The sequence below is a fragment of the Flavobacterium sp. PL002 genome, from assembly GCF_054165825.1.
Genome location: NZ_CM135110.1, coordinates 1,654,666 through 1,666,893 on the forward strand (window position 1 = coordinate 1,654,666; position 12,228 = coordinate 1,666,893).

At 31.9% G+C, this 12,228-nt stretch carries 12 protein-coding genes; 8 read left to right on the forward strand and 4 right to left on the reverse strand.

Going from position 1 to position 12,228, the window contains the following annotated elements; all coding sequences use genetic code 11:
* Window positions 1-108: 108 nt before the first annotated feature.
* Window positions 109-1,275 (forward strand): O-antigen ligase family protein, encoded by a 1,167-nt coding sequence (locus tag ACVEGE_RS07160; protein ID WP_225738129.1) that lies wholly within the window; start codon window positions 109-111, stop codon window positions 1,273-1,275.
* Here ACVEGE_RS07160 and ACVEGE_RS07165 read toward each other — a convergent pair.
* Complete coding sequence (locus tag ACVEGE_RS07165; RefSeq protein ID WP_192501081.1) at window positions 1,244-2,320, reverse strand: glycosyltransferase; 1,077 nt, start codon at window positions 2,318-2,320, stop codon at window positions 1,244-1,246. The two genes, ACVEGE_RS07160 and ACVEGE_RS07165, sit on opposite strands and share 32 nt — an antisense overlap.
* Window positions 2,321-2,488: 168 nt before the next feature.
* Between ACVEGE_RS07165 and ACVEGE_RS07170 the strand changes: the two genes are divergently transcribed.
* Genes ACVEGE_RS07170 through ACVEGE_RS07180 form a run of 3 tightly spaced genes read left to right on the forward strand, consistent with a single transcriptional unit; the run spans window position 2,489 to window position 5,657 of the window.
* Complete coding sequence (locus ACVEGE_RS07170; protein ID WP_192501082.1) at window positions 2,489-3,472, forward strand: UDP-glucuronic acid decarboxylase family protein; 984 nt, start codon at window positions 2,489-2,491, stop codon at window positions 3,470-3,472.
* A 33-nt stretch (window positions 3,473-3,505) separates the two neighbouring features.
* A complete protein-coding gene (locus tag ACVEGE_RS07175) occupies window positions 3,506-4,873 on the forward strand; it encodes an undecaprenyl-phosphate glucose phosphotransferase (protein ID WP_192501083.1) in 1,368 nt (455 codons plus the stop codon).
* Window position 4,874: 1 nt separating this feature from the next.
* Window positions 4,875-5,657, forward strand: a complete 783-nt coding sequence (locus ACVEGE_RS07180; RefSeq protein WP_173855356.1) for a glycosyltransferase family 2 protein — start codon at window positions 4,875-4,877, stop codon at window positions 5,655-5,657.
* Here the strand turns inward: ACVEGE_RS07180 and ACVEGE_RS07185 are convergent.
* Window positions 5,641-6,948, reverse strand: coding sequence for a phenylacetate--CoA ligase family protein (locus ACVEGE_RS07185; protein WP_192501084.1), 1,308 nt, complete (start codon window positions 6,946-6,948; stop codon window positions 5,641-5,643). The genes ACVEGE_RS07180 and ACVEGE_RS07185 overlap by 17 nt on opposite strands.
* 132 nt (window positions 6,949-7,080) lie before the next feature.
* Here ACVEGE_RS07185 and purD point away from each other — a divergent pair, with 132 nt between their 5' ends.
* The gene (purD, locus tag ACVEGE_RS07190; protein ID WP_192501085.1) at window positions 7,081-8,355 is read left to right on the forward strand and encodes a phosphoribosylamine--glycine ligase; all 1,275 of its coding nucleotides are present in this window, start codon (window positions 7,081-7,083) and stop codon (window positions 8,353-8,355) included.
* A gap of 46 nt (window positions 8,356-8,401) precedes the next feature.
* Here purD and ACVEGE_RS07195 read toward each other — a convergent pair whose 3' ends face one another.
* Window positions 8,402-8,632 carry a DUF6341 family protein gene (locus ACVEGE_RS07195; protein ID WP_173851466.1) on the reverse strand — a complete coding sequence of 77 codons (231 nt, stop codon included), beginning with the start codon at window positions 8,630-8,632 and terminating at the stop codon, window positions 8,402-8,404.
* A gap of 134 nt (window positions 8,633-8,766) precedes the next feature.
* Between ACVEGE_RS07195 and ACVEGE_RS07200 the strand changes: the two genes are divergently transcribed.
* Window positions 8,767-9,696, forward strand: coding sequence for a DUF6427 family protein (locus tag ACVEGE_RS07200; protein ID WP_173851464.1), 930 nt, complete (start codon window positions 8,767-8,769; stop codon window positions 9,694-9,696).
* On the opposite strand, the gene upp is transcribed toward ACVEGE_RS07200, so the two are convergent.
* Entirely contained in the window at window positions 9,691-10,344 is a 654-nt protein-coding gene (gene upp, locus ACVEGE_RS07205) for a uracil phosphoribosyltransferase (protein ID WP_192501086.1), read from the reverse strand. The two genes, ACVEGE_RS07200 and upp, sit on opposite strands and share 6 nt — an antisense overlap.
* 134 nt (window positions 10,345-10,478) lie before the next feature.
* Between upp and ACVEGE_RS07210 the strand changes: the two genes are divergently transcribed.
* A complete protein-coding gene (locus ACVEGE_RS07210; protein WP_192501087.1) occupies window positions 10,479-11,084 on the forward strand; it encodes a DUF4254 domain-containing protein in 606 nt (201 codons plus the stop codon).
* Window positions 11,085-11,154: 70 nt separating this feature from the next.
* Window positions 11,155-12,171: a glycosyltransferase family 9 protein gene (locus tag ACVEGE_RS07215; RefSeq protein ID WP_192501088.1), complete on the forward strand. Its 1,017-nt coding sequence runs from the start codon at window positions 11,155-11,157 to the stop codon at window positions 12,169-12,171.
* Window positions 12,172-12,228 lie beyond the last annotated feature (57 nt).

Consider the following 12,228-nt stretch of genomic DNA (forward strand, 5'->3'; position numbering starts at 1 on the left):
ATATTTTTCACTTTCCTTTTTTTGATTGCTAGTACAGTGATTTTTAGAAAGCAATGCACCATTTTAATGGGTTTTTTTGCGTTATTTAACGTATTGTTTTATAAAAAAATGGAATTTAAAAAGCAATCTTGGATATTGATTTTATTAATTGCTAGTCCGTTACTGTTAGAAATTCTGTTTTTTTGGAATAATGATTCGTATGCCAATGGAATCAAATCATTAGAGAAAAGCACTTCTTTATTACTATTGCCTATTTGTATTTTAGGTAATTATAAACGAGTACATTTTGTAAAATTATTGCAATGGTATGCAACAGCAACTACGGCAATAATGGTCGTTTTCTTAATAAGGTTTGTGACTGTATACCCGGATTTGATTACTAAATACAATAAAGGAATTGATTTGTGGGAATTGGGATATCGCTTTGCAAATAGTGTAGGGACTCATGCACCTGCGCTCAATATGCACCTTGCTTTTGTGACGATTATTAATTTGTACTTGGTGGTGCATTCGTTTCAAAATTTTAAAAGTAGTATTGTAAAATTTTTTAGAATATTGATTCTTATTATAGCTATTTTCATGGTGTTATTGGTTAATACACGTGTGGCTTTATTGAATGTTTTCATCGGTATTGGCATTGTTTTTTTCTTCGAAATTATTAAAAAATATCCGTTGAAAAGTGTCGTAAAGGCTTTGGCCACAGCCTTAATATTAATAGGTACTATACTTTTTTTCTATATCCAAAAAAACCCTTACATGAAGGAGAAATATTCCACAGTGACTTTTGCACATATGGATAAAATAGGAAAATTAGATGAAATTAAAGATCCCCAAATTCATGTTTTTAATGCGGCTGTTACGCGGTTATCCATCTGGAAATCTACTTGGGAATTGTCCTTGAAAAACCTGCCTTTTGGAACCGGTTCATCTGATGGGAAACCAGAATTGTTTAAATATTATAAACAAACAAATCAGCAATTTCTAGCAAAATTTGAATTTCCAGTACACAATCAGTTTTTAGATTTTTTATTAAAATTTGGATTTCTAGGCCCTATTGTTGTGTTCCTCTTTATTTTCGGAATTGCCTATTTAGGTTTTGATTTAAAAAATGCCATAATCATCTCGTTCTTTTGTTTGTTTTTAACTTCAAACTGCACTGATGATTTTTTAATTCGTTTTGACGGAATTGCATTCAGCGGTTTTTGGTATGCAATTTTTGGTAGTTATTGGTTGCAGATGAAAATTATTTACGATAAAGCGCTAATAGTTGACTGAAATTTTTAGTACTATCAAATAAATCTTGACAGCGTTCCAATCCATTTTCCCCTATTTTATGCCTTGTTTTCTCTGCTTCTAATATTTCAAAATAGTTTTTAAGCTCTGATATGTCATCAAATAAAAACCCCGTTTTACCAGGTATGACTACATCTTTATTACCAATAATATTAGTAGCTACAACCGGTTTTTGTAGCGCCATGGCTTCTAGAACAGCAATGGGTAAACCTTCCCAAAGTGAGGTTTGTAAATACACATCAAGGTTAGCCATGGCTTTCAAAGCGAGTTCTCGGTCAATAAACCAACCTGTAATTTTGATATTGGGAGCCGTTAGCTCTAGCTCTAGTTCGCCGCCACCTATCCAAATAAAAGTATAATTGTGAAATAATTCAGCAATCTTATTAAACTGGATTGGATTTCGTTGGGTGGTAACTCTACCCACAATGCCAATTGTTAGTTGATTATTTTTTTCTGTTTTCTGTATTGTAGCAATTTGTGTGACGTTAATTCCATTTCGTATCAATGCGCTTTTCCCTAATGTTTTGGCAATTGCATATTCAGTATCCCCGCACGCAATGGTAGTTCCACCAAAAATAGTTTGAAAATTTTTTTCGATTGCTTTAAAAAGTTGTTGTTTTAATTTAGAGATATCATTTCTAAGGAAATAATATCCATGAGGTGAGTAGAATATTTTTGTTTTTCTAAAAGATAAAAAGTTAGCTAATCTACCTAAAATCCCTGCTTTTGAAGAGTGAAGGTGAATTACATCAGGCTGTATCTCAAGTAGAATTTGTCTTAATTTAAAGATTGCTTTTAAATCTTGCAGCGGCGCAATCTCCCGTTGCATGTTCAGCTCGATAAGTAGAACGTTTTTTGAAAACTCTTTTTTTATTCGATCCGTATCAACTTGTTCGCGGTTACTACTGTAAATAATAGTAGTTTGAATGTTCTTATTTATCTGCTCTTGACCAAAAAAATGGGATAAATCATGTAGATAAGTATGAACACCGCCAGCGAGTGCTTCAACAATGTGAACAATTTTCAAAAGAAATAATTTTAGTAATACAAACATAACTAAAATAGAAATAATTAAAGCCTTATTTTAAAACAGACTGATTTTTTAATACAATTTTCTTTTTTCACATTATACGATTAGAGTTTTATTATACTATTGTTATATGTTTTTTATACCTTGCAGCAGTAAAATTTAGTTATGAAAAGAATACTGATCACTGGAGCTGCGGGATTTTTAGGATCACATTTGTGTGATCGTTTTATTAAAGAAGGCTATGCTGTTATAGCAATGGATAATCTTATTACAGGTGATTTAAAAAATATTGAGCATTTGTTCAAATTAGAACATTTTGAATTTTATCACCATGATATTACAAAGTTTGTTCATATACCAGGAAAGTTAGACTATATTTTACACTTCGCTTCACCAGCAAGTCCTATTGATTATTTAAAAATCCCTATTCAAACTTTAAAAGTAGGATCATTAGGAACACACAATCTTCTAGGATTGGCTCGAGTTAAAAGTGCGAGGATATTAATTGCTTCTACATCTGAAATATATGGAGATCCATTAGTACACCCTCAAACAGAGGAATATTATGGAAACGTAAATACTATAGGACCAAGAGGAGTTTATGATGAAGCTAAACGTTTTCAGGAATCCATCACCATGGCTTACCATACTTTTCACGGTGTAGAAACTAGAATTGTACGTATTTTTAATACCTATGGACCTAGAATGCGACTGAATGATGGTCGTGTAATTCCCGCGTTTATTGGTCAAGCGCTGCGTGGTGAAGACTTAACAATTTTTGGTAACGGTTTACAAACACGTTCGTTTTGTTATGTAGATGATCAGGTAGAAGGGATTTTTAGATTATTACATTCTGATTATGTATATCCTGTAAACATAGGAAATCCTGATGAAATCACTATTAAAGATTTTGCCGAAGAGATTATCAAACTAACAGGAACCAATCAAAAAATTGTATACCACTCGCTACCAGAAAATGACCCATTGCAGCGTCAGCCAGATATTACTAAAGCCAAAGAAATATTAGGCTGGGATGTAACTGTAAATCGAGCAGAAGGAATGAAAATCACCTACGATTATTTTAAATCCTTATCTAAAGAAGAGCTGTCTAAAGAAGAACATAAAGACTTTACTGATTATATTAAATAAAATAGTAGGCTTTAGTAGAATTGATAATCATATATGATAAAACCCCCAATTACTAGATATTCAAAATATTTAAGACCAATCAGTGCTGTAACAGATTTAATTGTTATTGCATTTTTTGTTATCTTATTATTTGATGATAGTAATTTAAATAAAGGCTATTTTTTATTATACCAACTTACTGGATGGCTTATTATTGCTTTGCTGACAAAGTTTTATGATGTTTATCGTTTTACAAAACCCATTGCAATAGTATCCAAAATTACCAAGCAGTCATTACTCTTTTTTTTAGTAGTAATCGCTTTTTTTCCTATTTCAAATTCAGCAATTTTTAAAGGTAATATTACGATACTTTTCTTTGTATTAACTACCTCTTTTGTCACATTATTCAAGTTTTTGCTGTTTTATTATCTAAAAAAATACCGCATACATACTGGTAGTAATTATCGAAATGTTATCATTATTGGATACACTGAAGAAGCATTAAGATTAAAAGCACTCTTTGAAAATAAAATTGAATTTGGATACCGTTTTTCAGGATATTTTTCAGATAAAAAAGATGCTGACGCTATCATTGGAAAAGTTACTGATATCAAAAAATTTGTAATCGAAAATGAAGTAAACGAAATCTACTGTTCTTTAAAAGAACTTTCTAATGAACAGTTAAAAGGACTAATTGAATTTGCTGACGAAAATCATAAAAACATTAAGTTTATTCCAGATTCAAAAGAGATTTTTTCAAAAAATTTAAAAATAGATTATTACGATTTTTTTCCAGTTTTGTCTTTAAAACAAACGCGCTTAGATGAACCAATAATAAAATTATTAAAACGTATTTTTGATATTGTTTTTTCGTTGATTGTTATAATTGGACTGTTATCTTGGCTGGTGCCATTATTAGCTATTTTAATCAAATTAGAATCTAAAGGGCCTGTTTTTTTTAAGCAAGGTAGACCTGGTATCAATGAAAATGAGTTCAATTGCTATAAGTTTCGTTCAATGAAAACAAATAACGACTCAGAGATTGAAACGATTAAAAATGATCCTAGAGTGACTAAATTAGGGCGAATTATGCGTAAAACCAGTTTAGATGAGACACCGCAATTTTTAAATGTTTTAATAGGTGACATGTCTGTTGTGGGACCGAGACCACATTTATGGTCACAGAATAAGATTTACGGTAATAAAATTAAGAAATACATGAACAGGCATTATGTAAAACCTGGAATTACTGGTTTAGCTCAGGTGAGCGGCTTTCGAGGAAGTATCGAAAAAGATATAGACATGATTAACCGAATAAAATTAGATGTTTTTTATATCGAAAACTGGTCATTCCTACTTGATTTAAAGATCATTTTTCAAACAGTTGTCAACATTTGCAAAGGCGAAGAAAAAGCTTTTTGATATGAACAAAGCATTGGTCTCCATAGTAATCCCAACATACAATTCTGAGAAATTTATTTCAGACAGTCTTGAGTCGGTTTTAAACCAAAGTTACATATATTGGGAGGTAATTCTTGTTGACGATGCTTCTATAGACACGACCGTTGCTATTGCACAAAAATATGCAGATGTTGACAACAGAATCAAAATTATTCAATTAAGTAAAAACTCAGGTACTGGAGTGGCTAGAAATAAGGCTTTGGCTGTAGCCAAAGGGAAATTCATTAGTTTTCTAGATGCTGATGATTTATGGAAACCCACAAAACTAGAACAGCAGCTAGCCTTTATGGAAGCGCACAAATTGGTTTTCACTTTTTCTTTTTATGAATGTATAGACGAACAAGGAAAATCACTGCATAAAAGGGTAGAGGCACCAAGAAAACTTACGTACAGACAATTGTTCTTTTGCAACTATATAGGGAATCTTACAGCAATATATGACACTGATTTCTTTGGCAAAATCCCTATTTCTTCTATTCGAAAACGTCAAGATTGGATGTTGTGGTTAACCGTACTAAAAAAGATAAAAATAGCACAAGCTGTTCCAGAAAGTTTAGCATATTACCGCATTAGAAATAACTCAATTTCTACATCTAAATTGGATTTGATAAAATACAATTTTGCTGTTTATAGACAATTTCATGGTTTTAATTTTCTTAAAGCAGCTGTATGTATGACGTTGTTTTTATTCACACAATTGTGCGTCAAACCATTTTATAGTAAGCAAATTAAAGCAATGAAGTAAATTGTTTCAACTTACCGCGATTAGTTCTTTGTAGGGTTTCTTTTCGATAAAAAATAAATTTTAAGTTGGGCTCTAGATAACGATCAATGGCTTTTTGTATTTTTTGAATGGCAACTACATCTAATTCGGTTTCACTTACATATTCTACTTCAAAAAGAGCAATTTTAGATTGTGTGATGACAAATTCTTTTACATTTCCATTGTCTTCAATAATGCTTTTGGTTACATAATAAAAAGTCAATCCAGGCGATTTTTTACCGCTTGGTAAAATTACCATATCGTTAGTACGCCCAATTAATTTTTTAAGAATAGGTTTTGCAAGAGTACTTTTTTTATCTAATATTCCAATGTCACCTATGTCGTAACGAATAAACGGATTGGCTTTATTGAAAAGGGAGGTGATTACAATACGTCCTTCTTCGCCATAAGGTAAAACTTGATTGTCATGGTCTAGAATTTCCACAAAAATAGTTTCGGCGTTTACAAGCCATTCACCTTGTGCATTTTCAAAAGCAATTAAATCTATTTCAGATGCTCCGTATTCATTGATTACAGGAATACCAAATTGTGTTTCTAAAAGTAGTTTGTCATCTTTAAAAAGCATTTCGGAGGTCACGACACAAACTTTTAAAGTAGGGCATATTTTGTTTAAGTATAGGTTTTTATCCCGTAAAAATTTAGCAAATAAAACAATAGCACTAGTATAGCCGTTGATGTAGTCAAATTTTTTATGTTTAAAATTATTGAGTATTTTTTCTAAAACTACATCTGATAAATCAAAAATCGGAAAACGGTATCGGTTGCATATAAAATCTTTAAAACGCTCTTTTTTATTGGGTAAAAATTCCATAGGAATACCATAAAAACGAGCTTGATAGGCGGAGTTGAGGTCGACGTTATGCCAACCAAATCGCATGAAATTTGATGCCCAGGTGAGTGCATGACAATACTTATCTTTTGCAAAAACAAACGGAGTTCCGCTAGATCCCGAAGTTTTATTACTATAAGAATTGGCAATTGTATACCCGTCAGAAAAGCGATGAGCTAAAGGAACTTGCAAGTTTTTTTTGTTTAAAACAGGAAGCGCTTCCCAGTTTATAGGATACACAGGAACCAGTGAACGATAAAAAGAGTTGTTTTTTATATGAAAATCTACAATAGCTACTTTTTGTTGCTCTATAAAAATTTCTTTTTCTGCAGGAGTGTAGTTATTTATTTTTTTTAATGCCGCCTTTGCGCTTCGTATTGGGAAACGATTTATTTGAAGCGTTAAGTCAAAAATAGGGAACATTGTAGGGATTTATTTCTTCAAAAATAATATTTAGAACGCAGTAATGATACACAAACAATAACTTTTTAAAAATTAATTATTATTTACGTCCAAAAGCAATTATTTTTGCCAAACAACTAAACAACACAACACATGACAATTTTACTACTGGGTTCAGGCGGAAGAGAACATGCATTTGCATGGAAAATGATTCAAAGTCCACTTTGTGATCAACTTTTTGTAGCACCAGGAAATGCTGGAACCGCTGCTATAGCTACAAATGTTAATATTAGCCCAACAGATTTTGATGCCATAAAAACATTAGTTCTTCAAGAAAATATTACCATGGTTGTTGTAGGGCCAGAAGATCCTTTAGTAAAAGGAATTTTTGATTTCTTTAAAAATGACGATAAATTAAGCCATATTCCAGTAATTGGACCCTCAAAAACAGGTGCACAATTAGAAGGAAGTAAAGAGTTTGCTAAGGAATTCTTAGTAAAACACAATATTCCTACTGCTGCTTATGACAGTTTTACTGCTGAAACGGTGGAGCAAGGTTGTGATTTTTTGGCAACACTAAAAGCGCCTTATGTTTTAAAAGCAGACGGATTAGCTGCAGGAAAAGGAGTTTTGATTATTCATGATTTGGCCGAAGCAAAAGAAGAATTACGCAACATGCTTGTAGGTCAAAAATTTGGTGCTGCAAGTACTAAAGTCGTAATCGAGGAATTTCTTGACGGAATCGAGTTAAGTTGTTTTGTACTTACTGACGGTAAAACCTATAAAATTTTACCTACCGCAAAAGATTACAAACGCATAGGCGAAGGAGATACAGGGTTGAATACAGGTGGAATGGGAGCCGTTTCTCCAGTCCCTTATGTTGATGCTGTTCTAATGGAAAAAATAGAATCACGCATTGTAAAACCAACAATTGAAGGATTCCAAAAGGATGGTATTGAATACAAAGGTTTTGTCTTTATTGGATTAATTAATGTAAACAATGAACCTATTGTTATTGAATACAACGTGCGTATGGGAGATCCAGAGACAGAAGTTGTGGTACCTAGATTGAAAACTGATTTAGTTGAATTGTTTTTGGCTGTAGCCAATGAAAAATTAGACGAAATTACACTTGAAATTGATGAGAGAAGTGCAACAACAGTGATGCTTGTTTCAGGAGGTTATCCTGAAGATTATGAAAAAGGAAAAGTAATCACCGGATTAGAAAATGTTACTGATTCAATTGTTTTTCATGCGGGAACAAAACTTGAAAACAATGAAGTACTTACTAATGGCGGTAGAGTACTGGCTATTACTTCATATGGAAATGACTTTCAAGAGGCCATAAAAAAATCTTATCAAAATATAGATAAGCTACATTTTGATAAGATGAATTTTAGAAAAGATATTGGTAACGATCTTCTATAAATAAATAAGCTTCCTTAATCCTAAATAATTAGGGTTAGGGGAGTTTTTATTTTAAGAAAGAATGTGCTGTAGTATCTTGCTCTTCTGTACCTGCTTGGTCAAAGATTCTTAATTGTTTGATCCAGTAAACCATTGCAGCTGCGCAAATAGCCATGAAAATCCAGTTAATTGTATTAGCACCAAACCAAGTTTTTAGTTCTAAAGAACGTAAAAAGTCAAGTGGAGCAAATAAAATGTTTACAAATAAGTATTGAATTCCTTCAAAAAATGCTTTCATATCGTTAAGAATTATGTTGTTTTTTATATTTTTTCTCAAAAACTAAAAACTCTTTATCAGAATCTTTATGAACTTGAGCGTTTCCTTTTTAAACAAGTATTATATTTACAGTCACAAAAGTATAAAATATCCTTATGATTACAAGCATTTTTAAAAAATCTACACCATTAAATTTCTCTTTAGTAGTATTTTTAATACTGAGTTTCTTTTTTATCTATCAAATTCAAGATTTGGCATGGACTAAATCCTTGTTGGCTGTATCTGAAAAAATTGGAATTTTAGTCGTTTTGCTAGGTTCTGTTTTTATAACGAATTTTATCTCTAACAAGAACGGAATCAGCAAAGAGAGTGGTTACGTCGTTTTTTTTTACTTCCTCTTTTTAATTTTCTTTCCGTCGCTTTTAGATAATCCTAATTTAATATTTTCGAACTTTTTTATCCTATTGGCACTTAGAAGATTGATTTCGTTGCAGTCTCTAAACGCCTCAAAAGAAAAGATATTTGATGCCTCATTATGGATATTTGTGGCTTCAATGTTTCATTTTTGGAGTATACTTTATATAGTACTGGTTTTTATCTCTATTATTTTTCATGTTTCAAGAGATTATAGAAATTGGATTTTACCGTTTATAGCATTCTTTTCAGCAGGGATTTTATTTCTACTTGTCAGCTTAATTTTTAATATTGACTATGTAGGGTATTTAAATAAAAATACTCAAATAAGCTTTGATATTAGCTATTTTACCTCTGTTTATCAAAACGCAGCTTTGTCAATTTATGCTACCGTGGTGTTATTCTTTGTTGTGTCGAATTTTGCTAGTTTGTCGAATCGCCCTTTAGTATTGCACGCGACCTATAAAAAAATTATTGCTTCCTTATTTATAGGGATAATAGTTTATGTTATTTCAGCAAATAAAAGTAATGATTTACTGGTATTTACAATTGCACCACTAGCGATGTTAGCCACAAGCCACATCGAATTACCTCAAGTGAAGCTAAAGCAAGAAATGGTGCTAGTAGTGCTTATTATGTGTAGTTTTTTTACTTTCTTTTCACAATTATAATTTAGAACCGTAAGCTAAATCACCAGCATCACCTAGTCCTGGTACAATATAAGAGTGCTCGTTTAACTTGTCATCAATTGATGCGACCCATAAATGGCAGTTATCAGGTAAATTCTTTTCTAGAAATTCAATTCCCTCAGGCGCGGCAATTACTACTGCAATATGAATATTCTTAGGAGTTCCTCTTTCCATTAATTTATTATATACTGCTACAATAGATTGTCCAGTGGCTAACATAGGATCAATAAGCAGTAAGTCTTTGTTGTTAAGATCAGCAATAGCTTGATACTCTACTAATATATTAAATGTGTCGTCATTATTAGGGTGGTGTCTGTAGGCAGAAACAAATCCGTTTTCAGCATTATCAAAATAATTTAAGAAGCCTAAATGCAATTGTAAACCCGCTCTTAAAATAGAGCAAAGTATTAGTTGGTCTTTTATTTCCGTAGTATGTTTTATGCCCAGTGGCGTTTGTACATCAATGGCTTTATATTGCAATTCCTTACTTAATTCATAGGCCATTATTTCGCCTATGCGTTCAATATTTCGTCTAAAACGCATGCTATCTTTATGTGTATTGACATCTCTAATTTGCGATAGAAAATGATTAAGCACACTGTTTTTTTCTGATAAATTGTGAATTTGCATGATGTTTTTATTAATAACTTTGGTTTGATGTCAATATGTTCAATAACTGCCCTAAAACCAAAATAGATTTATGTTTTGTAATTTTTTTATAAAAGTATAAAAAGTATCTTTGTAACTATAAAAATATAAAAATTATGTTTTCAAAATTAGCGTATTCCGTATTTGAAGAAAGTATCAAAGATTATCATCAATTTGATAATGTTGATCAACCTATAAATAATCCTTTTCCAAAAGATAAATTTGAACATTTATTATACTTAAAAAACTGGATTGATACTGTGCAATGGCACTTTGAAGATATTATTCGTGATCCCAATATCGACCCTGTTGCCGCCTTGACTTTAAAAAGAAGAATTGATGCTTCTAATCAGGAACGTACGGATATGGTAGAATATATAGATGGTTATTTTTTACAAAAATACAGTAATGTTGTGGTAAAAAATGAAGCAAAAATCAACTCAGAGAGTCCAGCTTGGGCATTTGATAGGCTATCAATTTTGGCATTAAAAATTTATCACATGAATGAAGAAGCAACTCGTGAAGAAGCTTCTCAAGATCACAGAGATAAATGTCAAGTTAAATTGAATATCCTTTTAGAACAAAGAACAGATTTGTCTACTGCAATTGATGATTTATTGGCTGATATTGAAAATGGAGACAAATTCATGAAAGTTTACAAACAAATGAAAATGTACAATGACGATGAATTAAACCCTGTTTTGTACCAAGGAAAAAAGTAATAAAAATCAACTTAGATTTTATATTTAAAGTGCAGTAACATTGTCAGATAAAATTAAACATATAGCCGTCATGAGACTATCCGCTATGGGAGATGTCGCCATGACGGTTCCTGTTTTACGTGCCTTTGTAAAACAGTATCCTCATATTAAAATTACAGTAGTTTCTCGACCGTTTTTCAAACCTTTTTTTGATACGATTCCTTCGGTTTCCTTTTTTGCTTTCGATGAAAAAGACAAGCACAAAGGAGTTTTAGGTTTGTTTCGAATGTTTCAAGAGTTGCGAGCATTAAAAGTAGATGCTTTTGCCGACTTGCACAATGTCTTGCGATCAAAAGTATTGCGTAATCTTTTCGCTTTAAGCGGAAAAAAAATAGCTGCTGTTGATAAAGGCAGAGCCGAAAAAAAAGCACTTACCAGAGCCGAAAATAAAATTTTTAAATCATTACCAACAATGTTTCAAAGGCATTGTAAAGTTTTTGAACGTTTGGGTTTTCCGGTTGATTTATCACATCCTACCTTTCCTGAAAAAGCCGTACTTACTGAGAATATATTAAATGTAATAGGAGGTAAGAGTGTGGTTCTTATAGGGATTGCACCATTTGCACAGTACGGTTCTAAGGTTTATCCTTTGGATTTAATCCAAAAAGTAATCAATGAATTAGCAGAAGATAGCAGTTATAAAATACTACTTTTTGGTGGTGGAAAGAAAGAGTCAGAAATATTAGATTCCCTTTTGCAACAGCATAAAAATGTGGTGAATATGGCTGGAAAAATAAAATTCACCGAAGAATTAGAGTTGATTAGTAACCTTGATGTGATGCTCTCTATGGACTCTGGCAATGCGCATATTGCCGCTATGCTAGGAGTGAAAGTAGTTTCGCTCTGGGGTGCAACGCATCCTTATGCCGGTTTTGTTCCATTTAATCAGCCGCTAGAAAATAGCTTAGTTCCTGATAGAGAAAAGTATCCTTTACTGCCTACTTCTGTCTATGGTAATAAAGTCGTTGAAGGCTATGATGAGGTAATGCGAACGATTACTCCTGAAGCTATTTTAAAAGTTTTAAAAGTTTTAAAAGATTGTAAATAAGTTTATTTTTAAGTATGTAAATTTAATAAATTTTTAACACTTGGTGTAAACTTAATA